General features: G+C 63.0%; 23 protein-coding genes and 2 riboswitches. Of the genes, 8 read left to right on the forward strand and 15 right to left on the reverse strand.

Translation table 11 applies throughout. From position 1 onward, the window contains the following. Positions 1-12: 12 nt before the first annotated feature. Both JHD59_RS02155 and JHD59_RS02160 read right to left on the reverse strand, forming a co-directional pair. Entirely contained in the window at positions 13-1,293 is a 1,281-nt protein-coding gene (locus JHD59_RS02155) for a ferritin-like protein (protein ID WP_199152967.1), read from the reverse strand. 55 nt (positions 1,294-1,348) lie between these two features. Continuing rightward, the gene (locus JHD59_RS02160) at positions 1,349-2,188 is read right to left on the reverse strand and encodes a heme-binding protein (protein ID WP_199152968.1); all 840 of its coding nucleotides are present in this window, start codon (positions 2,186-2,188) and stop codon (positions 1,349-1,351) included. Positions 2,189-2,486: 298 nt separating this feature from the next. Here JHD59_RS02160 and JHD59_RS02165 point away from each other — a divergent pair, with 298 nt between their 5' ends. Further along, positions 2,487-3,800, forward strand: coding sequence for a hypothetical protein (locus tag JHD59_RS02165; RefSeq protein WP_199152969.1), 1,314 nt, complete (start codon positions 2,487-2,489; stop codon positions 3,798-3,800). A 10-nt stretch (positions 3,801-3,810) separates the two neighbouring features. Here the strand turns inward: JHD59_RS02165 and JHD59_RS02170 are convergent, their stop codons facing one another. The 4 genes from JHD59_RS02170 to JHD59_RS02185 form a co-directional block, all read right to left on the reverse strand. Next, complete coding sequence (locus tag JHD59_RS02170) at positions 3,811-4,929, reverse strand: MalY/PatB family protein (protein WP_199152970.1); 1,119 nt, start codon at positions 4,927-4,929, stop codon at positions 3,811-3,813. Positions 4,930-5,005: 76 nt separating this feature from the next. Then, positions 5,006-5,806: an AraC family transcriptional regulator gene (locus tag JHD59_RS02175; RefSeq protein ID WP_233163853.1), complete on the reverse strand. Its 801-nt coding sequence runs from the start codon at positions 5,804-5,806 to the stop codon at positions 5,006-5,008. Positions 5,807-5,909: 103 nt separating this feature from the next. Continuing rightward, positions 5,910-8,150: a M9 family metallopeptidase gene (locus tag JHD59_RS02180; RefSeq protein ID WP_199152971.1), complete on the reverse strand. Its 2,241-nt coding sequence runs from the start codon at positions 8,148-8,150 to the stop codon at positions 5,910-5,912. A 436-nt stretch (positions 8,151-8,586) separates the two neighbouring features. After that, positions 8,587-9,612, reverse strand: a complete 1,026-nt coding sequence (locus tag JHD59_RS02185; RefSeq protein ID WP_199152972.1) for a magnesium transporter — start codon at positions 9,610-9,612, stop codon at positions 8,587-8,589. 75 nt (positions 9,613-9,687) lie between these two features. After that, a riboswitch (M-box (ykoK) riboswitch) is annotated at positions 9,688-9,855 on the reverse strand. Positions 9,856-10,209: 354 nt separating this feature from the next. Between JHD59_RS02185 and JHD59_RS02190 the strand changes: the two genes are divergently transcribed. Further along, positions 10,210-10,986 (forward strand): HAD-IIA family hydrolase, encoded by a 777-nt coding sequence (locus JHD59_RS02190; protein WP_043628805.1) that lies wholly within the window; start codon positions 10,210-10,212, stop codon positions 10,984-10,986. A gap of 93 nt (positions 10,987-11,079) precedes the next feature. Here JHD59_RS02190 and JHD59_RS02195 read toward each other — a convergent pair whose 3' ends face one another. Together JHD59_RS02195 and JHD59_RS02200 are read right to left on the reverse strand one after the other, a co-directional pair. Beyond that, complete coding sequence (locus JHD59_RS02195; RefSeq protein ID WP_199152974.1) at positions 11,080-12,093, reverse strand: hypothetical protein; 1,014 nt, start codon at positions 12,091-12,093, stop codon at positions 11,080-11,082. A 192-nt stretch (positions 12,094-12,285) separates the two neighbouring features. Next, positions 12,286-13,284, reverse strand: coding sequence for a sodium:calcium antiporter (locus JHD59_RS02200; RefSeq protein WP_199152975.1), 999 nt, complete (start codon positions 13,282-13,284; stop codon positions 12,286-12,288). Between the two features lie 63 nt (positions 13,285-13,347). After that, a riboswitch (yybP-ykoY riboswitch) is annotated at positions 13,348-13,489 on the reverse strand. Positions 13,490-13,819: 330 nt separating this feature from the next. Between JHD59_RS02200 and JHD59_RS02205 the strand changes: the two genes are divergently transcribed. Continuing rightward, entirely contained in the window at positions 13,820-15,697 is a 1,878-nt protein-coding gene (locus JHD59_RS02205) for a methyl-accepting chemotaxis protein (RefSeq protein WP_199152976.1), read from the forward strand. Positions 15,698-15,729: 32 nt separating this feature from the next. On the opposite strand, the gene JHD59_RS02210 is transcribed toward JHD59_RS02205, so the two are convergent. The 7 genes from JHD59_RS02210 to hcnA form a co-directional block, all read right to left on the reverse strand. Then, positions 15,730-16,734, reverse strand: a complete 1,005-nt coding sequence (locus JHD59_RS02210) for an ABC transporter ATP-binding protein (RefSeq protein WP_199152977.1) — start codon at positions 16,732-16,734, stop codon at positions 15,730-15,732. Between the two features lie 15 nt (positions 16,735-16,749). Further along, positions 16,750-17,550: an ABC transporter permease gene (locus JHD59_RS02215; protein ID WP_199152978.1), complete on the reverse strand. Its 801-nt coding sequence runs from the start codon at positions 17,548-17,550 to the stop codon at positions 16,750-16,752. Next, positions 17,547-18,452, reverse strand: coding sequence for an ABC transporter permease subunit (locus JHD59_RS02220; protein ID WP_199152979.1), 906 nt, complete (start codon positions 18,450-18,452; stop codon positions 17,547-17,549). The genes JHD59_RS02215 and JHD59_RS02220 overlap by 4 nt, the downstream gene beginning before the upstream one ends. 67 nt (positions 18,453-18,519) lie before the next feature. Then, complete coding sequence (locus JHD59_RS02225) at positions 18,520-19,617, reverse strand: ABC transporter substrate-binding protein (protein ID WP_233163854.1); 1,098 nt, start codon at positions 19,615-19,617, stop codon at positions 18,520-18,522. A 178-nt stretch (positions 19,618-19,795) separates the two neighbouring features. Next, the gene (hcnC, locus tag JHD59_RS02230; protein WP_199152981.1) at positions 19,796-21,055 is read right to left on the reverse strand and encodes a cyanide-forming glycine dehydrogenase subunit HcnC; all 1,260 of its coding nucleotides are present in this window, start codon (positions 21,053-21,055) and stop codon (positions 19,796-19,798) included. A gap of 1 nt (position 21,056) precedes the next feature. Beyond that, the gene (locus JHD59_RS02235) at positions 21,057-22,463 is read right to left on the reverse strand and encodes an NAD(P)/FAD-dependent oxidoreductase (protein WP_199152982.1); all 1,407 of its coding nucleotides are present in this window, start codon (positions 22,461-22,463) and stop codon (positions 21,057-21,059) included. Then, the gene (gene hcnA / locus JHD59_RS02240; RefSeq protein WP_103319258.1) at positions 22,460-22,771 is read right to left on the reverse strand and encodes a cyanide-forming glycine dehydrogenase subunit HcnA; all 312 of its coding nucleotides are present in this window, start codon (positions 22,769-22,771) and stop codon (positions 22,460-22,462) included. Before hcnA ends, JHD59_RS02235 begins: the two co-directional genes overlap by 4 nt. 501 nt (positions 22,772-23,272) lie before the next feature. Between hcnA and JHD59_RS02245 the strand changes: the two genes are divergently transcribed. From JHD59_RS02245 to JHD59_RS02265, 5 genes are all read left to right on the forward strand, one after another. Further along, positions 23,273-23,791 carry a hypothetical protein gene (locus JHD59_RS02245; RefSeq protein ID WP_199152983.1) on the forward strand — a complete coding sequence of 173 codons (519 nt, stop codon included), beginning with the start codon at positions 23,273-23,275 and terminating at the stop codon, positions 23,789-23,791. Between the two features lie 37 nt (positions 23,792-23,828). Then, complete coding sequence (locus JHD59_RS02250) at positions 23,829-24,332, forward strand: hypothetical protein (RefSeq protein ID WP_199152984.1); 504 nt, start codon at positions 23,829-23,831, stop codon at positions 24,330-24,332. A 77-nt stretch (positions 24,333-24,409) separates the two neighbouring features. After that, positions 24,410-25,405 (forward strand): asparaginase, encoded by a 996-nt coding sequence (locus JHD59_RS02255; protein WP_199152985.1) that lies wholly within the window; start codon positions 24,410-24,412, stop codon positions 25,403-25,405. Positions 25,406-26,012: 607 nt separating this feature from the next. Next, positions 26,013-26,564 carry an AAA family ATPase gene (locus JHD59_RS02260; protein ID WP_199152986.1) on the forward strand — a complete coding sequence of 184 codons (552 nt, stop codon included), beginning with the start codon at positions 26,013-26,015 and terminating at the stop codon, positions 26,562-26,564. Positions 26,565-26,770: 206 nt separating this feature from the next. Then, entirely contained in the window at positions 26,771-26,986 is a 216-nt protein-coding gene (locus tag JHD59_RS02265) for an RNA-binding S4 domain-containing protein (protein ID WP_103319268.1), read from the forward strand.

The raw sequence follows: 26,986 nt of genomic DNA on the forward strand, positions 1-26,986 counted from the left end.
GCCTCCAAGAGCTTAGGCGTGTTGGGCGTGAACGGCTGCGATCAGCTGGTTGACATTGGCGCGTACGCCGGCCAGCGTTTGTTCCAGCGTTTGGCGCTCGTCCGGGTCCGATACCTGCTGTCCCACCGTCTTGACGGCCTGTTGCAGGCGATTGGCGAAGTCCTGCAGATTGCTGCCCGGCTGGTACAGGTAGGTGGGGGCGCCATTGGGGCCGACACTGCTGTTGGTATCCTTGTGCAGCGGCGTATTCATCAGCCGGCGCGCCAGATTCGGCATGGCCTGGTGCATCAGCGGCAACGCCAGCGTGAAGAAGGTGTCGTTGGCGTGGCCGGCGCGCGCGGCGAAGCTGTGCTCCATCGCATCCAGCATCAGGCTGTAGGCGATGTCGAACAGTTCGGCCAGTTCGATCGCCACCGGATTGGTGAAGTCGCTGCGCTTGGGGTTGGACACGATGGGGTAGCTGTCCGGAAAACTGTCCTTGTCCAGCGACACGGTGCGGAATTTCTTGAAGTGCGACATCTCGTACGGGGTGCCGATGATGGGGCCGTAGGTGCCGTCGGTGCGTTCGCCATAGGTGTTGTAGGTGGCCCACGGCTCGATCGGGATCATGGATTGCGATTCCGGCACGCTGCCTTCGCCCTGTTGCACGATCTGCCGCACCCCGAGCTTGGCGCTGGCCAGATCCGTCACTTGTATCGGCGTGCCGCCGAACTTGCCCAGATAGATATCGGTGCGCTGGCAGGCATCCGGGTTTTGCTGGAACAGCGGCTGGGCGCCCTTGTACGCCTCCAGTCCGTCTTCCAGCGCGTCATACAGTTGGGCGATGTAGCTGTAGTTGTTGCCGCGGGCCGGGGCGTGCGGCGGGGCCGGCGTCTCGATGGCGGTGAAGGTGTCGTTGAACACCTGCGGCGAGGCGCGGCACAAGCCGATGAAAGGCGTGGTATTAGGATTGGCGTGCGGCAGATAACAGGGATAGGTAGGAGCGTAGGCGCCGGTCATTTTCGGCCTGCCGCCGATGGCCACCATCAGGTTGGCAGCCTGATTGATGTGGAACATTTCCTCCATCATCACGCTGCGCAGCAACTGGTAAGCCTTGCAGTTCGGGTCGCTGATGGAGTAAAGGGCGGTCAGATACGGCGGGATGGTGGTCATTTCCACCATGATCGCCAGCTGGGCCATGTCCTGCAGCGGTTTGCGGCTGTCGCCGCAGGCTTTGTCTTCGGCGCTGAGCTGGCCGCTGACGCGGTCGAACAGCATGCCGAACGGTTTTTTGGAGTCGGCCTGGATAGTCATGTTGCCTCCGCGAGTGGTGATGGGCGAGCGCCAAGCGGCGCTCGCCTTCCTGCGTTCAGCGCTTGATCAGCGTGGCGACGGATATGTGCGGCCAGACGATGCCGTCGAATACCAGCAGCACGGTCTGCGTGTACTGAAGCTGCAGGAACTGGCTGCCGTCCGGGCGCTGCACGGTTTCGATCCAGAAGATCGAATTCATCTCGGTGGCGTTGGCGTTGACCACGATGAAGGGGATGTTGACGACGGCGCCGACGTTCTTGGAGCTCACCGGCAGATTGGTGGTATTGACGATCTTCAGTCCTTGCTCGGCCTGCTGGTTCAGTACGTTGACCAAAGCCTGGTTGGGGTTTTGCATGTCGAAGCCCGGCGGGAACTGGCCGTTCAAATACGGGTCGATGTAGCCCAGCGGCGGCTGTGGGGTGCCTGGCAGCAGAGTGGGCAGCGGGCTGACGGGGTCGATGACGGGGGCGCGGGCCTCGCTGGAGGCCTGGCCTTGCGCCAGCAGGGAGTCGCCATGCGGAATGGTGGCCTGGCGCACGATGGTGGACGGCGCGTCCGGATCGCTGGTGGGCGGCACATTCAGCCACAGGCCCGGTTCTGTATGGATGCCTTCGTCGGTGGCGGCGTCGTTGACCTGCTGCAGATAGGTGAGTCCGTACAGGAAGATGTCGTCCTGTTTCGAGCCGCGATTGGGAATCGGGCCGCCGATGGGCGTGAAAGTCAGGGTTTCCTTGGTGGCGTTGACGATCAGACGGAAGATTTGCTTGTTCTGGAAGTCCGGTACGGCAATCAGGTTATAGCCATGTCCCACCCAGGTGCCGGGTAGTTCGGCGAGCGGCCCCAGATTTTGCTGGGCTTGTTTGATTGGTGTGGCGGCGCGTTGTAGCAGATTCATGTATCCACTCTCCCACGTAAATGTGCGGACGGTAGTGCCCTTCAGGCTAACGATTCCCCTTGCGATTGATTCATGCCGTATAGGTGTTATTACTTATCCATGTTGGCACAATGGAATATTTGGCATGTGCTGGTTATAGATAGGGCAGAGGCGATGTCAAGACGCGCGCAACGGGGCGGCCAGCCGCCAAGTCCGGCAGTCAGCATTTCTACCTGTAGCCGGGCTTAGGGGGTGCCGCCTATGCTGATGGAATCGTGTGGCCTGTGAGTGGCTTCTGTTCACAACAATGGAGAGAATGATGGCGAATCCTATCGACAGCCCCGCGCTTGACGATTCTTACGTGGTGGCGGAGGAAGATCCGCCGGTCGCGAGCCATCGCAAGGTCGGGCGGCGCATCGGCGCGGCGATCATCCTGCTCAGCCTGACTTTGTCGCTGGCGATGGGTATCGGTTTGAAATTGCCGTTGATCCTGGCATTGCTCGCCGGCGGCCTGACCCTGTTCGTGGTGATGCTGGCGGCCACGCCGTATCTGCGTTTCATCGACCACGGCTGGTGGACGCGCTACGAGGAGTTCGGCAACCAGCTGTGGGGACAGGCCTTGTCCCAGTATCTGTGGCACTTCTGGCACAGGCGGGCCGAGGCGACGGGCGCGCTGGCGCGAGGACCGGCAGGGCCGGACGCTCAGCAGCAGGCGAGGGCGGCCGGGCTGTTCGACGCGATTTATCGCGAACAATATGGGCCGGACGCCTTCATGGTGCCGTTGACGCTATTGCTGTTCGTGGTGTTTTTCGAAGCCAATTACGTGGTGCTGTTTCCATTGAAGGAAATGCTGCCGGGCGGCCATCCCTTGACGGGTTACCTGGCGCAGTTCGGCCACTTTGAACTGCAGGCCAGCGCGATGAGCGGCGCGTACATGTTTGTGGTGGGCGATGCGGTCAACAGCGTGCGCAAGCGTTGTCTGAATGTATCGGACATCTATTGGTACGTGCTGCGCATGCTGCTGGCGGTGCCCATCGCGTATTCGATCACGCTGGCGTTGCCGGACAGTGCGGCGGTGGGCGTGGCTTTTGCCCTCGGGGCCTTGCCGATAGACAGCATCATCAAGCTGCTGCGCCGGCTGGTGAACAGCAAGCTGAGTACCAACGAAACCGATCAACCGGATCCCTTGCTCTCGCTGGATGGCGTGACGCCTGCCATCGCGAGCCAATTGGAGGCGGAAGGGGTGTCATCGATTGACCAACTGCTGGACATGGACCCGGTTTTGTTGGCCATTCATACCGGTTTGCCGTTTCGCTTCATTCTGCGTCTGATGTCGCAAGCCATTGTGCGCAGGCATCTGGGCGACGCCGCTTTTGCGCTGGCGCCGATGGGGCTGGCGGACGCGATTTCCATCGCCCGGCTGGTGCAGGATCTGCAAACCGCGCGGGCGCAGGGGCAAACGGACAGCCCTGCGGACAAAATCGTTGACGGGGCCTGCCAGTTGCTGCAGTCGGTCTCCAAGGCGGCTTGGCCGGACAGGCAGGCGGTGGAATTCGTGTTCGGCAATATCGCGGCTTATGCCTATACCGGGCTGCTGATGTCCGCCGGCGGCGACAGCTCAGCCCTTGCCTGAGCAGGCGTTTTCACAGCAAGGGCATGATCCGTCGCAACGCCTCCTCCAGCAAGGCAGGCGGGCAGCCAAAGTTGAGTCTGAGCCAACCGGGGCTGCCGAAATCCCGGCCATCGCTGAGGCCGACCCCCAGCCGCTCGAATTCCGGCAACGGGTTGTCCGGATGGACCGCGCGGGCATCGATCCAGGCCAGATAGGTGGCTTCCGGTGGAATCAACGGCAGGCGGCTGTCGGCGAACACTTGCGCCAACCGGTCGCGGTTGCGCCGCAGCGTGTCCAGCAGCGCCTGCCGCCATGATTCGCCATCCCGGTAGGCGGCTTCCGCCGCGACATAGGCGAGCGCGCCTACCGGCGGCACCAGATGCGACATCTCGCGGCGGAAGCGGCTGCGCAGCGTTCTGTCCGGAATGACGGCGAAGGCGCAGCCCAGACCGGCCAGGTTCCAGGTTTTGGACGGCGACATCAAGGTGATGGTGCGCGCGGCGAAGTCGGGATCGACTGCGGCGAGCGGACGATGGCGCCGCGGCGCCAGGATCAGATCGCAATGGATTTCGTCCGAACAGATGATCAGCTCGTGCCGCTTGGCCAGAGCGATCAGCGCCTTCAACTCGTCCTCGTCCCAGCAACGGCCGGTGGGGTTGTGCGGATGGCTCAGCAACAGCAGCTTCGCGCCCGGCGCCGCGCGTTCCATCGCGGGCCAGTCCCATTGCCAGCGGCCATCGCCGATGATCAAGGAGACGGCGCTGAGCGCGCGTGAGGCTTCTGACGGCACCCTGAGGAAGGGGGGATAGATAGGCGTCGTGGTCAATACGGCATCGGCGGGGGCGCCAACCGCGCGGCAAGACACATTCAGCGCCGGCACCAGGCCGGGCAGCCAGACCAGCCATTCCGGCTGGATGGCCCAGCCGTAATGCGCCATGAGATGCGCTTGCGCCGCCTCGATAAGCGAGGCCGGAACATGGGTATAGCCGAACACGCCGTGGTCTATCCGCTGATGCAGGGCGCGCAGGATGGCGGGCGCGGCGGCGAAGTCCATGTCGGCCACCCACATCGGCAGGATGTCGCGCCCGGCGTATTTGTCCCATTTTTCGCTGGTGGTGCCGCGGCGGTCTATGAGGTGATCGAAATCCATGGCGGTAACCGACTCTCCCAGAGAAACGGTTGAATGGATTCCATCATATCCCACAGAGCCGGATCCTGGCTGCGTTTCAGCCGCGATTCAGGCCGATTCTGAGCTGGCGAGGACTGACGCCCAGCAACTGCCGGCAGAGTCGGGTGAGGGCGCTCTGGTCGGAGAAGCCGCAAGCCGTGGCGATGTCCGCCAGAGGCCGACGGCTGTGTCGAATGGCGTGGCTGGCCGCATCCATGCGGGTCCGGCGGATGAAGTCGCCGGTACAGAGTTGAAACACGCGTTTCATGCGCCGATCCAGCTGGCCGATGCTGAGGCCGGATAGTTCGCACAGCTCGTCCAGATGAAGCGGGCGGTGGTAGTGGGTCTGGATGTGGTCTACGCAAGCGGCGAAGCGCTCATCCAGCAGTTTTTCTCGGGTCAGATCGGCCAGATCTTTCGAAATGCAGACCAGACCGAGCAGCCGTCCATCCGGATGCTGCAGCGGCTGCTTGCTGGTCAGGCACCAGCCGTGGGCGCCGTCGGGGTAGACGGTCAGGTCAAGCCGGTTGCGCAGCGGCGCGCGTTCGGTGTAGAGCGAGCGGTCTTGCGCGTGGTAGCGGTCTGCCATGGCGCTGGGGAACAGCTCATGCGCGGTGCGGCCTTCCGCCTGGCAACGGTTGCGCAGCGCGCAGCGCAACACGCAGCCCTCGCTGAGCGCAAGGTAGCGGCTGTTCAAGTCTTTGATCGCGAATACGACATCGGGCAGGTGGTCGAATAGCGACGCCATCGTGCGAGCGGCAGGCAGCTCGCTGATTAGAAATGGCTGTTGCAGGGACATGTGCATGTTGTGACGATCCTTGCGCAAGGCCGCCTGGCGGCGGCGTGGTGGCGATGCCATCCTGATTGCCAATTATTTACTTGGCATTTACATGGATAACATGGATCAACTTCATGCATTTTGCAAGAAAGCCGCGGCGAGGGCTGCGCCGCGGCGGCTTAGATTATTCGTAACTGGCGTTGACGCTGACGCTGGCAAACGGCTGCTTCGCCTGAAGCGTCAGATAATACCAATGCCCGCTTTGCGGCAAGGGAATGGCGACGGATTCTTCATTGCCGACGCAGGCCGAGGCGTAGTCATAGCTGGACGGCGTCGGGTAGCGGTCTTTGGCGACATAAAGATCCACGTCTCCCGTGCCGCCGCTGGTCCATAGCCGCAGATTGCGCGCGCCGGCCGGCAGCAGAATGGTGGCGTAGGCGGCGCCGGCGGCGGACGCGGTGATCGAGCAGTTCTTGCCCAGCCGGTTCGGGTAGCCTTCATTGCATGGCGGCAGGCTGGAAGCTGGGGGCAGCGGCGGCTGGCCGGCAGTGGTGGCCGATTGCGCCCAGGCGGCGAATTCACCGTCGTAGCGGTTGCCGATCTGCCGCATCAAGCCCATATAGCCGCCCGCGTAGTCGCCTTTGCGCCACAGCGGCAGCATGGCGTCGATATCGGCGCGGTGCCGCTCGAACATGAAGCGGGTGGCCATATAGCCCCAGCGGTAGGCGCGGGTGACATAGTCCGGCATGTCGTAGGTGTTGCCGAAAATCTGGCTCAATTTGTAGTTGCCGGTGTTCACCACGTCGATGGCGGTCTGGTTGTCGTTGCGCAAGGAGAGATATTCGGCCAGCCCCTCTATCCACCATACCGTCGGCTGCTGGGTAGCGGCGGCGAAGTCGCCATACATGTCGAAGCGGCCGTCCAGGTAGTGGATGTATTCATGCTCCAGATTCCACACTTTGAACACCGGGCGCAGCCACGAGGCTTCGTGGGCGATGAAGCGAGCCTGGTTGTTCGGATCGGCCGGATTGCCTTCCACATACATGCCGCCATTGTCGGTGCCAATGCCGTAAATCACGCCGGCGTACTTAGCGTAATTGTCGTAGTCGTCGAACACGACCACCTCCAGCGAGGTGTTGTTGTCGTCAGCGACCGGCTGTTTGTGGGTTTGCAGCATCTGGTGGAAATACGATTCTTCCTTTTGCAGCAGCGCGCACGACGATTGCATCTGCTCGTCGGTCATTTCCTGGGCGCGGATGCGGATGGTGGGGCTGCAGGTGTAGCGGTTGACCAGGACGGCGTCGGCGAGCCGGGTTTCAAAATTGCAGGTGCCATATTCGCTGCAATGGCTGGCATCGTAGTATTTCACCGCCTCGGCGGCGGCCAGCCACATCTCGTTGCCGGCGCCGGTCATGCTGCTGCCGGCCAGAATGGTCTTCGCCTGCGGCTTGATCGACGGCAGCAGCGCCGGGTACTGCATGAAGCGCAGCCCCTCGCGGGTGGCGTCGCCCAGTTGGAAGGCGCTTTCGGTGCCGATCAGGCTGGTTTTGTCTGCAAGCACGAACTGAGTCAGCGCCGCCGCATAGCTGCCGTCATTCTGCAGCAGCGGCAAGGCATTGGCGCGGCCATGGGCGTAGAACAGCACGGTCAGCGCGCCAGTGAAGCCGCGGCTGGCCGAACTTTCCCGCAGGGCGAGCGCGGCATTGGGATTGGCCGCGCTGTTGGTGTAGCGCTGGATGATGGCGCGTATCGATGGCAGGTAATAGGCCTCATCCGCCATATTGGTGATCAGCGTCATCACTTCATTGGCTGTGGTGGGCGCCTGGGCGTTGGCGGCAAACAGCGCGGCGCCGTCCGCCAGCTGGCGGATGCCGGGACGCAGCGAGGATTGCAGGTTGGGGTCGAGCGCCGGCAGCGTGCCGGTGCTGGCCAGATAGTAGCCGGCGCGCAGGTACAAGGTGAGATTCACCAGCGCCATCGACGAGGCGTCATAGGCTGCCGCCTCCTGGATGAAGCGGCTAGCCGCCGCATTGAGATTCGAGGACGTGAAGATCGTCGATGCCAGGTTCTTATCCAGCGCAAACAGGCCGTAAGCGCAGGTGTAGTCGGGCAGGGTGGCCAGGTAGTTGGCAAGGTCGGCGCCGCTGTGGCTGGCTAGCGCGTTCATGTCCTGGCATTGCGGCGTGGCGGCGTGGCGGATCAGTTTCTTCAGCGGCCGGCCGATCACGGTGCGGTTGTCCTGCAGGCGATAGCGGGCTTGGAAGTCCGTTGGCGGACGATGCTGCCACAGCCGCGGCGCGGCCGGTTGCCGGGCCTGTATTTTCGCTTGGTGCGGCGTTTTGTACGGTTTGGGCGAGGCCTGGGCAGGCGTCGCCAGCGCGGCGGCCAAGGCGATGCACAGCGCGGCAAGTGAGATGCTTCGCATGTTTTGTCTCCGGAAAATCAGGGCGTTTCCCTGACCCGAAAATCATGCCTAGTGTCCTTGCGCATTTCTTGCCGAGTCTTTCCGCCGCCGCGCGCAGATTTGCCAAATGCGTTCCGGCCCGAGAGGCGATCGGCGATAAGCGCCTTCCCTTTGTCTGCTAAAGGCGCTCACTGCAGCCGCTTGCAGCTGGACCGGAAGCTGCACATCTTGGTGTTTATGAATTGGTTGGACTTGGGCCTGAGCGAAAGCCATCGGAGGGCGTTCGCGCGCGATGAGGGGTTTGCAGGGCTGGCCGGCATAGCCGGCCGAAATTCAAGCCGGTGGCGGACTAGGGGCGGTTGACGTTTGCTGTGTGGATCGCGTTTGTGTTCTGCCGAACCCATAGGGCGGGCGCTGGTCGCGACCGCTCAGCAAACGTCAATTACTCTTAGTTCGCTCAGGCCAGGTCGGTGATGACCAGCTTGGCGATGTTGAAATAGATCACCAAACCGGTGCCGTCGATGAAGGTGGCGATGAAGGGCGCAGACACCACGGCCGGGTCGATGCGCATCTTCTTCAGCAGCATCGGAATGATGGACGACACGATGGCGCTCCATACCGTGATGGCGAACAAGGTCAAACACACCACTATCGCCACTTCATGGCCGACGCCCAGCATCCAGGCGCGGAGCAAGCCCACCATGCCTATCGCCAGCGCGATCATGAACGAGGTGGTGACTTCCTTGCGCAGCACCGTGCCCAGATTGCGCAGCCCCACTTCGCCCACCGCCATGGCGCGCACCAGGGTGGACGTGATCTGCGTGCCGCTGTTGCCGCCGGTGCCGATCAGCAGCGGAATGAAGAAGGCCAGCGCGATCACCGCCTCCAGTTGTTCCTCGAATACCTGCAGGATGGTGCTGGTGTAGGCTTCGGCGGCGAACAGCAGCAGCAGCCAGGGCAGGCGCTTCTTCCACAGGCCCCATGGGCTGGTGCTCAGATACGGCGTGTCCAGCGGCAGGCTGGCGCCTTGGCGCTGGGCGTCGTCGGTGCCTTCATCGCGGATCAAGGCGGCGATTTCGCGCTCGTACAGCGCGCCCACCAGCTTGCCGCCGCGAACCACCGGCACGATGTCCAGGGTTTTTTCGGTCAGTTCCGGCGCGATATCCCGGCGCAACTGGCCGGGTTCGACCGAGTAGTCGGGCGCCAGCATCATGGTGGAAACAAGGCGCTGTTCATCCTGCTCGGTCAGCAGCGCCTTCAGCGACAGCCGGCCATGCAGAAAGCCGCTGTCATCGGTGACAAAGACCTGCGCCGGAACATCGTTCTCGTGCAACTGGCTCAGGATATGGCCGCGGGCGCGGCCGACCGACATGCCTGGTCTGAGCGTGATCAGCGAGGCGCTCATATAGGATGCGACGGTTTCTTTCAAATCAATATCCGCTCGTGGTGCGGCGGCGTGGATGTGGCTTGCGACGTAAGTCATGTAGGAATTCCCCGTTTAGCTGTTTAAACCGCAAACAGTTCTCAATGGGGGCGACAACCAGGAGGCGAGTGCAGGAAGCGATCTCCGCGTCTAGGTTTTGGCACTATGCAACGTATCCTGCCAGGGAAGTCACTTTGGGCTAAACCTTAATCCGATAAAGCCTGTCCTAACCTTGGGCGTCTCTCGACGTCGTCAGATCAGTGACCTGTGTTTGCATAGGAGCCTCGCCGAACGAGATACTGCATCTTTTCGATGAGTTGGGCGCCTACCCGTCTTTGGAGGACGGGCGCGGCATCCGCCTGGCCGGCCCGCTTGGGCGTCAGCCAGACAGGTCTGAGCGAGGATTGTCGCTTTTGTTCCATATTTTTCCGTTTTTCTTATAATAAATATCATTATCATAAACAAGCGAAGGGGTAATCTGCCGTGGGCATGCCGCATATCGCGGCCGCAGGCAGGCGTGAGTCATGGTTGCGGAGGGCAAGGCCTTGCCTGCGCAATAAAGCCGCCCCGCAGCCGTGCTATGCTGTGCCGGTCGCGCAACCCAGCCGCGGCCCGCGATCGTGCCCGCGCAATCGGCACTGCGTTCTGGAACCACCTATGAGCAAGAGCATCATTTCCGACATGGATGGCGTGATCTATCGGGGCAAGCAGTTGATTCCCGGCGCGCGCGAGTTCGTCCAGCGCCTGATCGACACCCAAACCCCCTTCCTGTTTCTGACCAACAACGCGGAACAGACGCCGCTGGATCTGCGGCTGAAGCTGGAAGGCTTGGGCATCATTGGACTGACCGAGGACAACTTCATCACCAGCGCGATGGCGACGGCGATGTTCCTGAAGAGCCAGACCCGCAAGGCCATGCCCACTGCCTATGTGGTGGGCGGCGCCGGCCTGATCAACGAGCTGTACAACGTGGGTTTCTCGATTTCGGAATCGCACCCGGACTACGTGGTGGTGGCCAAGTCGCAAACCTTCAGCTTCGAGCAGATCAAAAAAGCCGTGCGCTTCATCGACCAAGGCGCCAAGTTCATCGGCACCAATCCGGACATGATCGATCCGATCGAGGGCGGCTACGAGCCGGCCGCCGGCACCTTGCTGGCCGCCATCGAGGCCGCCACCGGCAAGAAGCCGTATATCGTCGGCAAGCCCAACTCCCTGATGATGCTGCTGGCTACCCGCAAGCTGGGCGTCCATCCGGAAGAGGCGGTGATGATAGGCGACCGCATGGATACCGACATCGTCGGCGGCCTGGAGGCCGGCATGTGCACTGCGCTGGTGTTGTCCGGCGTCTCCACCCGCGAGTCGATGGAGCAGTTTCCATATCAGCCGGACTATGTGTTCGACAGCGTGGCGGACATCGATCCGCATGCGCTGTAGCAGTCCCGGCGTATCGGTTCCGTCTGCGTACCCGAGGGCCAGCTAGGCAAAACGCCGCCGCGACAGCAAGCTGCGCGGCGGCGTTGAAGTCGATCAATAGCTGAGGTTGGCCACCGATGGGCTGGCGCTGGCGTTCAAATTGCACCCGGCTTGCTGCAGCACGTTGGCTCGCCAGCCCAGGCTGGCGCTCCGAGTGATGGGCTTCTTGTTGATGTCCAGCAACTGGATGCTGGTGAAGCTCATGGCGCCATCGCGTGGATAGTCGTCGCAGCGGCTTACCCCATACACCTCCAGCACGCCGCCAAACGCCCAGTTGAAAGTCTGGCCATAATTGCTGGTCTGATTGAGCGCGCTGGAAACGTTGCGGCTTATGTCCTGAGTGTTGATGTTCCAAGACGTGCAAGTCCGCGTGCCGGCCGCGCAGTTGTTCCGCACGGTGCCGACGATCAGGTCGCCGCTGGCCACGTTCTGCGGGGTGCTGTAGTTGACCGCGCCGTCCTGGCAGCAGTTCCAGCTGGCGATGGTCCAGCGATTGTCGTTGAAGGCGTTCCAACCCAATACCGGTTGCAGGATGCTCTGCACATTATTGGTGTCCTGCAGGCCGGGGAAGAAATACACCACCTGGCCATCCGCTGCGGCCGGGGCCGCCGGCACAGTCCAGCGGGCGTTGATGCCGCCATAGGCCGAGGACGTGGTCAGCTCGGTGTCCAGCACCCAGCCGTTGACGGCATCCTGAGCCGACGCGGACGCCGCGGGCCGCGCTGCCGGATGCGTGTCGCGCGGGCTGATGGCTTCGCCGCGTAGCGTGTAGCGGACATGCTGGCAGAGAACGCCTGTTCGGACAGAGCCATCCGCGCCCTGGATGCGGCCATGGTCCAGCAGCTTTTCTTGCGGATGGATTTCCTGCACGCAGGACGGATGGAAATAGCCGAACGGAGTAATCACATAGCCGGCTGGCACATTGGACGGCCGCTGAGCGGCGGCGGAGGTCAGCTGGCCCATGGGTTCGGCCTGCGCGGCGGCGGACGCCATGCCCAGAAATGCCGCCATCAGCGAGGCGGCCCCTAGCAGCTGTCTGATCAAAGCCTTGCTATTCATGATTGCCATGCTTGCTCCTTGCAAAACGGTGAATAAGCGAGAAACGGCCTAAGATCCTGAGCGTTAAGTGTGATGGCTGGACTTCGCCAAGCCTGGGATGAGCCTAGCCGTTGACGGCCAGAGCATGGCTGGCAGAAATGACAGGTCTGCCGCCCTGTGTGCGGGATGGATGGCCGCTGCGGGCCAGCCATCCGTCTGTTGCTAGCTACAGGCGACGATGAAGGCCACGAATACGCCGTACAGGCCGCTGACGGCCATCAGCGCGCGACTATCCACCGCGCCGCGCCGGAACAGCAGCCATAGGAAGGCGATAGCCAGCGAGGTAATGACGCCGGAGGCCAGCAACGGGCCATCGAAGCGCCAGGGCGTGAAAAACATGCCCAGCGCGCTGGGGATGGTGGCCTGGATCATCATGGCGCCGGAGATGTTGGCCAGCGCCAGGCGTTCCTTGCCCTGGCGCACCCAGATCAGGGCATTCATGGTTTCCGGCAGCTCTGTCGCGACAGGGCTGAGCAGCAGCGCCACCAGATGGGGCGACCATCCCATGAACGTGCCGATGGCTTCGAGCTGGGCGACGAACAGATGCGATGCGAAGCCGATGACCGCCAAGGCCAGCACGGTTTGCAGCCCGGCCCAGGCCAGCGAGGGCTGGCTGCTGTGCGGGCGGATTTTCAGCGGCTCCAACGTTTCCTCGTCTTCCGCGGTATCGGCATCGCGGATTTCGCGCCAGACATAGATGGCGTAAGCGGCTAGAAACAGCACGCCCAGCCAGGGCTTGATCGCGAAGGCGACCAGGCCGAGCGCCACCTTGACCACAAACACGGCCAGGAAGGCGGCCTGGTCGCGGCTAAGCCGGGCATGGTCCACCCGCACCTGGTGCGAGTCCCGAACCAGACGTTTTCGATTGAGCAGCAGGGCAAAACCGACCACGGCGTAGGCCAGGGTGGCCAGAACCAGTGGTCCGCCCATCGCGGCGCCTACGCCAAGATCCTTCTGCGCGGGCGTGTCTCCAAACACCACGGCCATGAAGGTGACGGCGCTTTCCGGCAGCGCGGTGCCGAAGGCCGCCAGCACCGAGCCGACAGCGGTGGCGCCGAGCTTCATGCCGCGGCCAACCCATTCAATGCCATTGACGAAATATTCGCAGGCGAGATAGATCGCTACGGCTGACAGGAAAAACAGGACAAGAGTGAGAAACATGAAACGGTCCGGCCGGGCAAGCAAGATTCCAATGGCGCGGCAATGCGGCTTGCCCGGCTGGCAAAGCGCATTGCGGCCAAAGGTCTCGCCGGGCTCACGCTGCTGCTGCAGCGGCTGACCACGCCATGAGACAGCTGTCTCAAGTTTGTTGACGTGGTCTTCCCAGCGGGGACGCTGGGAATGGCTACTCCCCAATGACTACAGCGGGCGATGTTATCAGCTTGGTGCCATCCTGTCTTCTGTTGTGCGCTGTGGCGGAACGCCCGGCTTTGCCAGGGTTCCGCCTTGTACAAATAAGGAACAGAGCGCGGTTGCCCAGCGCATACGCCATCACGTTCAGTTTCACGGTTTTGCGCGGGCAGCCTGATTGCCCTGGACCGACGCGGCGTTGTCGCGGATGGGCAAGCGGTTCCCCCGATAAACCGCCCAGCCTAATTGGCCGGGGAAAACAGCTCGGACAGGCTTTAAGTGCTTTCGCTTACACCAATGCCTGGGTACTCCTATAGTGAATCATTCTGGCGTGGGAGGGATGGCTATGCGAGCGCGGCTCAAGGTCGCCCACAAACTGGTGCTGTTGATTGCGCCGCTGGTGCTGGCGCTGTTCATCGCGGCGCTTGGCTATGCCTGGCATCAACGCCAGCTGTTGCAGGAGTTGAACCGGGATCAGTCTCTGGCGGAAAATATTGCGCTGGCAGGCGACCTGATCCATGACCTGCAGGCGGAGCGCGGACTGAGCTATGGCTATCTGAACCTGCATCAGCCGCTGCCCCCGCCGCTGAGCCAAGCGAGGGCGGCGGCGGACGATGTGCTGCAGCGTCTGCAGCGGCAGTCGCGCGCCGACATGTCCGATGAACTGCGCGCCTATCTCGACAACGCCGTGCCGCGCCAGGACGCCTTGGCGCAATTGCGGCGCGACATCGATGCCCGCCATATCTCTCCCGATCCGGCTTTTCTGCGCTATTCCGACATGATCGAGCAGCTGTCCCGCATCGTCGCGCTGTTCCATGCCAACACGCAGCAAGTGCAGGCCTTGGTTTTGCAATGGTCGGCGGTGAATTGCCAGAAGGAATACACAGGACGCGCGCGCGGGCTGATCACCGGGGTACTGACGGTGGGCAGCTTCAGCATCACCAATTTCCGCCAGGTCAGCGGGGTGGTGTCGCAGGAGGAGCTGTGCCGGGCGCAATACCGCCAATATGGCGGCGACGAATCCGTGCTGCAGGCGGCCATGGACAGTTCGCGCCAGTTCGAGTCGGCGCGCGATGCCGTGCTGGCGCGCGGGGCCGGCGCCATGCAAAGCCTGCGCCCGGACGAGTGGTTCCAGGTTTCCAGCCGGCGGGTGGACGCCTTGATGGGGGTGGAGAAGGGCATCCTGGCCCAGATCAGCCGCTTGCTGGAGCAACAGGCCAGTTCGGCGCGGCTGAGTAGTTATCTGGTGCTCTTGGGTTTGCTGCTGCTGTTGATGCCGGTAGGGCTGGCGGTGGTGGTGGGCCGCAACATCATCCGCACCCTGGGCGCGGAGCCGGACGAGGTGGCGCAGGGCATGCGCGAGTTGTCGGCCGGGCGGCTGGATTTCTTCCTGCCTTTGCGCGAAGGCGATACCCATAGCCTAGCCGCCCACATCCGCCAGATGGGACAGCGGCTGTCCGGGGTGATCATGCAGGTCAAGGAAGATGCCGATGCGGTGGCCAATGCTTCGGACGAGCTGAATTCGGCGTCGCAGGGGCTGTCGCAGGGCGCGGCGCGCGCGTCGGCCGATGTGGAGGGCACCAGCACGTCGGTGGACGACATCGCCGGCTGCATGTTCCGCATGGCTAACGACGCCAATCACGCCGGTAGCATGGCCGATACCGCCAGTGTCCAGGCGGCGGAGGGCAACCGGGTGGTGCAGCAGACGATCGCGGCGATGCACAAGATCGCCAAGCGCACCGACATCATCGACGACATCGCCTACCAGACCAATCTATTGGCCTTGAATGCGGCGATAGAGGCGGCGCGGGCCGGCGAGCACGGCAAGGGTTTCGCCGTGGTGGCCGACGAGGTGCGCAAGCTGGCCAAGCGCAGCCAGGCGGCGGCGCAGGAGATCGGCCAGGTGGCGATCAGCAGCGTGCAGCTGGCGGAGAGCGCCGGCCAGCAGTTGAGCGATATCGTGGAGTCCAGCCTCAAGACGCTGGAACTGGTGAAGGGCATTTCCTGCGAGGCCACGCAGCAGGCGCAACGGGTGGGCGGCATCAATCAGGCCATGCAGCGGCTGAACCAGCTGTCGCAGGACAACGCCGCCGCCAGCGAGGAGCTGTCCGCGGCGGCGCAGGAGGTGGCGATGCGGGCGGATAGTTTGCGCCGCCAGATGCAGTATTTCCAGCAGGGGACGGAGCCGTCGCAGCAAAACGGCCCCGGAGAGGCGGGGCCGTAGCGGTCAAGCGGTAGAGCCGCTCGGGCTGGCGTTCAGCGCACTTCGCGCAAGTCGTCGCGCGCGATCTTCAGCCGCACCAGGGTGCCGCCGGCCAGCAGGTCGGCCGCGTTGCGGTTCAGCCGGTCTACTTGCAGCATGGCGCCGTGGGCTTCCACCTGATAGCGGATGACGTTGCCCAGTAACTGATGCTGGCGGATCACCGCCGGCAGCGCGCCTTCGGTCGGGTCGTCGTGGCTCAGCAGTTGGACCGATTCCGGGCGGATGGCCAAATGGCCGCTGATCTCCATCCCCAGCAGCGCATGGCTCTGCTGCGCCGTCAGCAGGTTGTAGTTGCCCATGAAGCGGGCGACGAATTCGGTGGCCGGCTGGGTGTAGATGGTTTCCGCCGCGCCTTCCTGCTCGACCTTGCCTTGATTCATCACGAAGATGCGGTCGGACAGCGTCAGCGCTTCTTCTTGGTCATGGGTCACGAAAATCGTGGTCAGGCCCAGGCGGCGCTGGATGTCGCGGATCTGCTCGCGCAGGTTCTTGCGGATGCGGGCATCCAGGGCGGACAGCGGCTCGTCCAGCAGCAAGAGGCGCGGCTCCACCACCAGCGCGCGCGCCAGGGCCACGCGCTGGCGCTGGCCGCCGGACAACTGGTGCGGGAAGTGCTGCTCGCGGCCGTTCAGCTCCACCAGCGCGATGACTTCTCCTACCTTGCGGCGGATTTCGTCGGCCGAGCGCTTTTGCATCTTCAGGCCAAAGGCGATGTTGTCCACCACATTCATATTCGGGAACAGCGCATAGCTCTGGAACACCATGCCGATGCCCCGCTTCTGCGGCGACAGGTAGGTGATGTCGTCGCCGGCCAGGCGGATCACCCCGCCGCTGGGCGTTTCGAAACCGGCGATCATGCGCAGCACGGTGGTCTTGCCGCAGCCGGACGGGCCGAGGAAGGTGACGAACTCGCCGGTTTCCACCTGCATGTTGAAATCGTGCACCACGGCCTGCTGGCCGAAACGCTTGTTCAGATGGTCGATGTGCAGAAATGCCATGATTGCTTCCGTATATCAGTGTTTGTCGGCGCCGAGCGCGGCGCGGTTGCGGCTGAACACCTGCATCAGGCCCATCGCCGCCCAGGTGACCAGGAAGGCGATGATGGCCAGCGCGGCCGGTTCGTAGGCGCGGTTGGCGCCGATCAGCTGCAGATAGGGGCCGAAGGCCGGGCGCGCCAGCAAGCTGGCCAGGGTGAACTCGCCGATGACGATGGCGAAGGTCAGGAAGGCGCCGGACAGGATGGCGGTTTTCAGATTCGGGAAGATCACCAGCCTGAGGATGTCGAACCAGCCGCTGCCCAGGCTTTGCGCGGCCTCGGTCAGTGAGCGCACGTCGATAGCGGACAGGCCGGTATCGACCGAGCGGTACAGATAGGGCAGGGCCAGGGTCACGTAGCCGAATACCAGCAGCAGATCGGTGCCGCGCTCGTTGCCGGTAAACGGCAGCCAGCCGCCGCTGCCGTACAATCGCAGGTAGCCGAATACCAGCACGATGGCCGGAATCACCAGCGGCAGCAGGGTGATGAACTCGATCAAGGGGCGCAGCCGCGGCAGCTTCAGCTGTATCCAGAACGCAGTGGGCACCACCAGCAGAATCCCCACCAGAATGGTCAGCAGCGCCAGCGCGGCGGAGTAGGCGAAGCTGTGCTGGAAGCCGGGGTCGGCCAGCACCACCTTGTAGGCCTCTAGGCTGTAGCCTTCGCGGCGCATCCTCAGGCTGAACTCAAACGTGGCGATCAAGGGCAGCAGGAAGTAGCCGCTGCCCAAAAGAATGGCGATCCAGGCGCCCAGGCGCGATGTGGCTTTGGTTTTCATGCGGCCTCCCGGTGGCTGCGCTTGCGCAGCCAGATATAGCCGGCGTTGGCGCTGCCGGTGATCAGAACCATGCCCAGCGCCAGCGCGTAACCGAGGTTCTGGTCATGCAGCACGTCGCCGTGAATCTGCGCGTACAACAGGATGGTGACGATATTCAGCGAGCTGCCTGTCAGCGCGTAGGCGGTGGCCACGGCGCCGAAGGCGTTGGCGAACAAGAGCAGCGCGGCGCCGACCAGGCTGGGCCACAGCACCGGCAGCGCGATGTGCCGCCAGTAGGCGAAGGCCGATCCGCCCAGGCTCTCGCAGGCTTCGCGCCATTCGTCCTTCAATCCTTCCACGGCCGGGGCGATGATCAACACCATCAGCGGCACCTGGAAGTACAGATAGGTCAGCGTCAGGCCGGCGAAGCTCAGGATGGAGAAGCCGCTGGCGTACAGATCAAAATCGAGATACTTGCGCAGCAGCATGGTGACCAGGCCCATCCGGCCCAGCGTGGACAGGAAGGCGAAGGCCAGCGGGATGCCGGCGAAGTTGGACGCCACCCCGGAAAACGTGGTCAGCGTCGGGCGGATCCAGGCGGGCAGGCCGCCGCGGATGGCGGCCAGCGCCAGCAACAGGCCCAGCAGGGTGCCCAGCACGGCGGAGGCGGCGCTGATCTGCAGGCTGATGCGATACGCGCTGAGGATGTTGTCGTCGAACAGGCGGGCGATATTGTTCAGCGTGAAGTTGCCTTGCGCATCCTGAAAAGCGCCCACCATCAGCATGGCGGTGGGCAGGATCAGAAACAGCAGCGCGAACAGCAAAAACGGCGCGACGCCCAGCCAGGACAGCAGCGCGGCTCGGGTGCCGCCGGCGGCTGCGCTGGCGACGGGCGTCGGTATGGATTCGGTGGATGCGGACATCGTTGTTTTTCTCGAGCGAGGTAAAAGGGCCGCCCTGGGCGGCCCTGGCGACTGACGAGGGAGCGGCTTACTTGACGTTGCTGCCCACTACGCTGTCCCACTGCTTGGTGATGCCGGCCTTGTAGCCTTCTTGCTGCTCGATGGTCGGGAACACGGCCTTCTTGTAGGCGGCGGCGTCCGGCAGCTTGTTGATCAGATCGGCCGGAATCTTGTTCTTGGCGGTCAAATCGTTGAAGCGGATCGGGTGGCAGTAGCCCTTCAGCCAGGCCACTTGGCCTTCGTCGGAGAACAGGTATTCCATCCACAGCTTGGCGGCGTTCGGGTGCGGCGCGTAGGCGCTGATGCCCTGTGCGTACACGCCGGCCACGACGCCGGTCTTCGGCACGATCACGTCAATCTTGGGGTTGCCCTTCAGCGTGTCGCGGTCGGCCAGCGCGTTGTAGTCCCAGCGCACGATGATCGGGGTGGTGCCCTGGGCCAGCGAGGCGGCCTTGCCGATCACCGGCACGAAGTTGCCGTTCTTGTTCAGTTGCGAGAAGAACTTCAGGCCGGCGTCGGCGGACTTGCCCACATCGCCCTTGGCCTGGGACAGGCCGGCGGCGAACACGCCCTGGATGGCCTGGTTGGCGGCGCGCGGGTCGCCGGCCAGTGCCACGGCGTTCTTGTATTCCGGCTTCAAGAGGTCGGCCCAGTCGGCCGGCGCCTTGCTGATCAGGTCTTTGTTGACTTGGAAGGTCAGCACGCCGTAGTAGTCGCCGTACCAGTAGCCATCCTTGTCCTTGACGTTGTCCGGAATGGTTTTCCAGGTGGACACCTTGTACGGCTGCAGCAGGCCCTGGGCCTTGGCTTGCGGGCCGAAGGACAGGCCGACGTCGATCACGTCCGGCGCCTGCGGTCCCTTGTTGTTCTTATTGGCCTTGATGGCCTCCAGCTCGTCGGCGGAGCCGGCGTCCGGATTCAGTTCGTTGACCTTGATGCCATACTTGGCCTTGAAGCCGGCGATGACATTGCCGTAGCCGCACCAGTCGTGGGGCAGGCCGATCACGGTCAGTTCGCCTTCCTTCTTAGCGGCCTTGACCAGCGCATCGAGGTTGGCGGCCAGGGCGGCGTTGGCAACCGTTGCCAGCGCGCCGGCAACGGCGAGGTAAGCGAGCTTGTTCTTCATCATTGGTCCCCTTTCACGGCCAGTGGCCTATCTATCGAAAAACTGATGCGATGTTATGAGGGATTGATGACAAAACGACGTCATTAATATGACAAACTGGTTTCAGGGCTGGATGACAAGGCGGTGGGAGGAAAGCCGCCAGGCCAAAAGACCATGGCGGCGCAGGGCGGACACTCGGTCAGGCGTGCAGCGCGAAGTCCATGGTTTTTTCGCTGCGGTTGGGGAAACGGCTGGCCAGAAACGGCGTGATGTCCAGCGGCAGCGGCTCGCCGCGCACCAGGCCGTTCAGCAGCACGCCGGTGATGGCCGAGGTAAGCATGCCGGTGCGGAAATGGCCGCAGGCGTTCAGATAGCCTTCTATGCCGTCTTCCGGCCCCAGAATGGGCAACTCGTCTGGCGTGCCAGGGCGCAAGCCGGCCCAGCAGCGTTTGATGTTGATGTTGGCGAGTTCCGGCAGGCAGCGCACTGCGCCTCGCACCAGCCCATTGATCTCCGGGTAGGTGATGCTGGTGTCGAAACCCTTGTCCTCCGTGGTGCTGCCGATCAGGATTTCGCCGTTGTCCTTCTGCGCGATGTAGCAGTCGCTGGTGGTGATGCAGCCGCGCAGCAGTTTCGGCATTTTTTCGGACAGCACGATCTGGCCCTTGACCGGCTTGACCGGGATGGTGCGGCCAGTGGCCCAGCGCGACAGTTCGGCGGCCCAGGAGCCGCCGGCATTGATCAGCGTGTGGCAGGAAAAGTCTCCCGCTTCGGCGGTGCGCACGCCGGTGACGCGGCTGCCCTGGCGTACGACGTCGGTGACGTTGACATTGAAAAACACGTCCGCGCCGTTCTGCCGCGCGGCTTCGGTGTAGGCGTCGGTCAGGCGGAAGGGATTGATCTGGTGGTCGCACAGGAATTCCAGCGCGCCCTGTGCCTCTTCGCTGACGTATGGCTCATGCTCGCGCAGCTGGGCGCGGTCCAGCCAGCGCATTTGGCTGGATAGATGGGGAATCTGGGCGGCGATGTGCTCGGCGTAGAGCTGGTCTTCCTCGTCGTAAATGATGTACTTGAGCCCGGTTTCCTCAAACTTGAAGTCCATGCCGTGGTTTGCCATCAGCTCCTGATGCAGCATGGGATAGAGCGCGTTAGAGGCCAGCGCGAAGTCGAAGAAGCTCTGCGGCAGGATGTGCGGCGTGGTGGCATCCACCGCCATCGCCGCGCCCGTGGCTTCCCGCTTGTGTTTGGCCGAGGTCATGCGGAAGAAGATCACGCCGCAGCCCAGGCCTACCGATTCGCCTATCGCCCACAGGCCGCCGGCGGAGGCGCGGGAAGCGTTGCCGGGGCGCTTGCTGTCGATCAGCGCGATCTTCAGGTCGCGGTTCTTGGACAGCTGGTAGGCGCAGGAGGCGCCGATCACGCCGCCGCCGGCGATCACGATGTCGTATTGCTTGCTCATGTCAAACCTTCTCTGTCTGTTGGGCGTCGATTGCGGAGAACGCGGAAAACGGCAGCGGGTCCAGCGGAAAGCGCGGGCGGATCCAGCCCACATCGTGCTTGCCGGTGTGTTCGCGCAGACGGTCGCTGCAATAACCGACGCACATCTTGCCCTGGCAGTCTCCCATGCTGACCCGGGTGCGCATCTTCAGGCTGATCAGGTCGTTGACGCCCTGTTCCAGCGCGGTGTCGATGTCCTGGCGCGTGGCGTGCTCGCAACGGCAGATCACGGTGTCGGGGGTGGGCAGCGCCAATTGGCCGAGGCCGCGCCGGGTGAAGCTGTCTACGCCCTTGCGGAAGCGCAGGAGGGACGCCAGCTCGCTCAGGCAGGCCTGGCGCTGGCTTTGCGCCTGCTGTTCGTCCAGTTTGCCGAGTTGGCGCAGCATGGATAGCGCGGCGATGCGGCCGGAAAGCATGGCCGCTTCGCCGCCCCGCAGGCCGCCGATGTCGCCGGCCAGATGGATGTTGTCGCGACTGCTGCGCTGCCAGTCGTCGTTGACGGGCTTCAGGTAGCCATCCTCGGCGTAATGGTGCGCCAGGTCCATCTGCTGGGTCAGCTGGGTACGCGGAATGAAGCCGTAGCCTACCGCCAGCGTTTGCGCGGGGAAGCGGCGCGCGAGAGTCAGGTCGGCGCGCCAGTCGGCGTCATACGGCGCGACCGTCACCTCGTTCAGCTCGGCATCGCCATGCGCTTCCACCACGCCCCAGCCGTAATGCAGCGGAATGCCGTGACGCTTCAGATAGGCCACCATGCTCAAGCCATCCAGGAACAGCTGCGGCTGGTTGAGCAGGGCCAGAGCTTCTTTAGCCAGCCGGCCGAAGGCGCTGGCCTCGTAAACGCCGGCGACCTCCGCGCCGGCGCGATGCAGTTGGCAAGCCACCAGCGGCAGCAGCGGGCCGGTGCCTACCAGAACGGTGCGTCCCAGCGGCTTGACGACGCCGCTCTTGATCTGCAATTGCAGGCCGCCCAGCATGATCACGCCGGGCAGGGTCCAGCCGGGGAAGGGCACGCTGCGTTCGTGGCAGCCGGCGGCCAGCAGCAGTTGCGAATAAGGAATGGGTTGTACCAGGTTTTCTTCCGTGAGCGCGAAGAGTTGGCTGGCATCGCCGCCGATGATGCGCGTGTTCAGGCGGATGTCGATCTGCGGGCGGAATTGCTCGAATTCGCGGTGCAGCGACTGCATATTGTCGCGGTAGCGTTCGCCCAGATAGTCCAGCACTACGCCCTGGCGCAGCGGGCCGCGGTAGACCACGCCGCCCAGGCGTGAAGCCTCGTCCAACAGCATGCTAGGCACGCCGTGGCGGGCCAGCGTCATGGCGGCCGACATGCCGGCCGGTCCTCCGCCGACGATCACGGGTTTGGCGCTCATTTCAGACCCTCCGTATCGAAGCGATTGCTGGCGGTTTCCACCCGCATTCCGGGCTGTACCAAGGTCTGGCAGGCGCGCCGCTTGTGGCGGCCGTCTATGCGTACCTGGCAGCAATGGCAGACGCCCATGCCGCAATAGGAGCCGGCGATCTGTTGATTGTCATTGCGGCTGAGCCGGCGCAGGCCGATCGCGTTCAGCACGCTGAGCACGGTTTCTCCAGGGGCGGCGGCAACCGCTTCTTCGTTGATGTGTATGGTTAGTGTCTGGCCTTGCAGGGCCTGGATGTCATGATTGCGGTTTAGAGCCATGAAACACCTTGCTGAATGGAAGATTTGGCGGGTGTGTTTGTATCTGCATGCGCCGGGAGGCCCGCCCATCCTTTCCCGCCATGCTTTAGCCGTTCGCCCATGGGCTGGGCTTTTATTGAATGCAAATAATTATGACATATGGAAATTAACTTAATTTGAATAAATTTTTATCATTGACTGAATTTTATTCATTTAACAAAAATCAAATTTTGAATTCATATCCATCAGAAAATGACAGTTATCCAAACTGTCTGTTACTTTTTCCATACGGTCTGTTTATGTGAATTGGGCGGGGTTATTAATAAAATTTCATACAACAGCCTTATTTAGAAATTTCTATTTAAAACAAATATGCTCTCGGCGCGAGATGGCTACAAACGCTTACATGCGGAAACCTAAAGCGTGCTGAAAGCACAGGGGACGGATGTCATGCTGTGATCAGCAGGAGTGTGGTTCGGACTCCGGAAACATCGAGAAGACAGATTCCCAAGGAGATGCAAGGTGGAATGGAAGAAGCAGGGCGTCAAATGGATGGCCTTGGTGCTGGCGGCCGCCAGCCTCAGCGCGTGCGTGGTGACGCCGCCGCGCGCCCAGGTGGTGTATCAGCCGGCGTCGGTGCGCCTGGACCTGCCGCGCGAATGGCGTCCAGCGGAGCACCCGTATTATCTGCATGCGATGAGCGATTTGCGTCAGGCGCGGGCTTATCTGGCGCGGCCGGATTATCCGCAGATCGCCGATGACGAGCGCCGCGCGGTAGGCGAGATCGATGCCGCGCTGAACGAGATGCAACGCGCCGCGATTGAAGACGGCAAAGACCCCTGGCGCTATGAGCAGCCGGACGCGCGCATGAGCCCAACCGACCGCTTCCACAAGGCGCTGGAGCTGCTGGATGCCGCCCGCCGCGACGCCAGCCATCAGGAAGACGATCCGTGGGTGCGCGATCTGCAGCATCGCATCCTTCACCACATAGACGGCGCGCACCGTGCCGTGCAGCAGGCTATCAACGACGCCCTGCGCTAAGCCGGCGAAAGTTTAAGAATAATTCGAGGAGACAATCATGAAACTGCGTGGAATTCTGACGGTCCTGGTTTTTGCCGCTGCCGGCAACGCCATATTGAGCGCCCCCGCCTGGGCCGATGGCTGGCGCGAGGGAGATCCGTGGAACTGGCAGCAGCACCAATGGCATCCGGAAGAGCACCCGTACTATCTGCATGCGATGAGCGATTTGCGCCAGGCGCGCGATCTGCTGGCCAGGCCGGACTATCCGCAAGTCATGGATGACGAGCGCCATGCTGTGGATGAGATAAACAAGGCGATGCGCAAGATGCGCGACGCGGCCATCGACGACGGCAAGGACATCTACGACCGCATGCCGCCGGATGCCCGCTGGCGGCCGGAAGACCGCTTCCACCAGGCCAAGGAGCTGCTGGCCAAGGCCCGCCAGGATGCGACCCATCGCGAGGACGATCCGTATCTGCGTTCGCTGCAGCGCGACATCGTCCATCATATCGACGAAGCCCAGCGCGCCATTGATCAGGCAATCAACGACGCATTGCGCTGAGTCTCGCCTGCCGCCGGTGTGACGCCGGATAGGGCTTGCGCTACCATCAGGCAAGATTAAGCCAGATGGAGTATGCAATGAGCCGAATCCTGGTGCTCTACACCGGTGGTACCATAGGCATGGACCACACCCCCGAAGGCCTGGCTCCCGTGCCGGGCCTGCTGCCGCGCCTGCTGCAGCGTTTCGAACGTCCCGGGCTGGAATTCGACATCGTTGAATTCGCGCAGCTGATCGACTCCTCCGCCATCACCCCGCGCCAATGGAACGAGATCATCGACGCCTTGGTCTCGCGCTATGCGCAATACGACGGCTTCGTTGTGATCCACGGCACCGATACCATGGCCTATACCGCCAGCGTGCTGGCCTTCGCCCTGCAGGGCTTGGCCAAGCCGGTGGTGCTGACCGGCGCGCAGTTGCCGCTGGTTCATCCGCGCTCGGACGGCTGGGCCAATCTGGCCGACGCCTTCGAGGCCGCCTGCCAGCCGGATCTGCATGAAGTCGCCATCGCTTTCAACCGCCTGCTGCTGCGCGGTTGCCGCGCCCGCAAGCTGGACGCCGAACGTTTTGACGGCTTCAACAGCCCCAATGCCGAGCTTCTGGCCGAGTTCGCCATCCATGCCCATTGGCGGCGCGATCGCTGGCTCAAGCAGGACGGCGGATGGCGGCCGCAACGGGTCAATGAAGAACTGAAGCTGGCCGCGTTGATGCTGACCCCGGGCTATGGCAGCGCATGGGCCGGGCGCGCCTTGCAAAGCGGGGAGCTGGATGGCGCCATCCTGTTGAGCTATGGCAGCGGCAATGCCCCCGCCGATCCCGCGTTGCTGGACGGCATCGCGGCGATGGCGGCGCGCGGTTGCCCGGTGTTGACCTTGACCCAGGTGGTGAAGGGCGCGGTGGAGGTGGGTGCTTATGCCGCCAGCCAGCCGCTGGCGCGAGCCGGCGCGCTGCCGGGAGGGGATCTGACGCCGGAGGCGGCGCTGGCCAAGCTGCATGTGCTGTTGTCGGCGGCGCCGTCCGCCGCGGCGCTGCGCGAGGCGCTGGCTTGCTCCTTGCGTGGCGAGATCACCCTGTAAGGCGTGGCGGGTGTTGAAGCCAGGCTGCCTAAAAAACAGGCAGCCTTTTTTCATGCTTGGCATTCAAGGACTTGCCGCGCTTGTCCACAGCGCTTCCACATTTCTCTGCACCGGAGATGTGGGCAACGGCCCTATTGAGGGGGAGGTGGCGAGGTGGCCGCGCGTACCGCGGTTTGCCTAAAAAATAATCATCCGGGCATGAGTGAAGCAAAATCAGCCACTTGCGCTGTTTGTCCACAATCGGCGCACAGGATTGTGTACCGTAGGTGGGGATTTCTCTGGATGGGCGAGAGGTTGAGCTTGCCTAAAAAATAGGCGGCCAGGTTTTTTCTTTGGATTTCATCGGCTTGCTCAAGCTATCCACAGCGGGTCCACACAACGCCTCACTTGAACTGGGGGAAAAGTTCCCGCTTGATTAAAAAATAGACGGGTGGGCAAATGTCTTATTCCATCAAGGCGTTGCCTGCCTTTTCCACAGCCGGCCCACAGCGCTGTCCCCGTCTATTGTGAAAAACGCGGAAAGCCTTTGCCGTCGCGGTATAATGGTGGGCTTGGCCGAGCGATGGCCGGCGCGTCCTGCCGGCGGCTTGGCGCGGACGCGAGGGCAATGCGGCAACAATATGGCGACAAGCCGATCCGGGTGGCGATAGTCGGGCCGGAATCCAGCGGCAAGAGCACATTGGCGGAAGATCTGGCGCGCCGCTTGCGCGAGCAAGGGTGGGCGGCGACGTGGGTGGAGGAGTATTCCCGGGCCTATTACGCCGATAAGCCCTACGTCTCCACACCGGCCGACATCGAGGCGATCGCCGCCGGCCAGCTGGCGGCGGAGGACGCGGCGGCGGCGGCCAGCCGCATCCTGCTGTGCGACACCACGGTGCTGACCTGCAAGATCTGGGCGGAGGTGGTCCACGGCGCGGCTTCGGCGCAGCTGTTGGCCTTGTACCGGCCGCATGATTACGACTTGACGCTGCTGGCCTGCCCGGACATTCCCTGGCAGCCTGACCCATTGCGCAGCCACCCCACCCAGCGCGACTGGCTGCTGGAGCTGCATAGGCAGGAACTGGCGCGGCAGGGCATCCAAGCCGTGGAATTGCGCGGCGAGCGCGAGCCGCGGCTGGCGCGCGCGCTGCAGGCGGTCTTGGCTTTGCTGGCTGCTTAAAAAATAATCAGAGGCGAAACGGGCAGCAAAAACAGCGGCTTGCCGCGCTTGTCCACAGCGCCTCCACAAGATTGTTCGCCGCGAGCGTGGATAGCCCGGCGTGGCTGCCTAAAAAATGGGCGGCAAGAAAAACATCAGACAGATTAAGGGCTTGGCGGCCTTGTCCACAGGCCGCTCACAAGCCTGTCCAGAATGAGTGTGAAAAAATGAAAGAAACCTTCAAGCTGGCCAGCGAATACATCGCGCTATGCGACCTGCTCAAGGCCTGCAACGTCTGCCATTCCGGCGGCGCCGCCAAGCATTTCATCGGCGAGGGCAATGTGCGGGTGGATGGGCAGGTGGAGCTGCGCAAAACCTGTAAGATCCGCGCCGGTCAGCAGGTCAGCGGCGATGGCTTCACCATCGTGGTCGAGGCCGCCTGA

It is taken from the genome of Chromobacterium sp. ASV23 (assembly GCF_016428945.1).
Lineage (GTDB): Bacteria > Pseudomonadota > Gammaproteobacteria > Burkholderiales > Chromobacteriaceae > Chromobacterium > Chromobacterium sinusclupearum.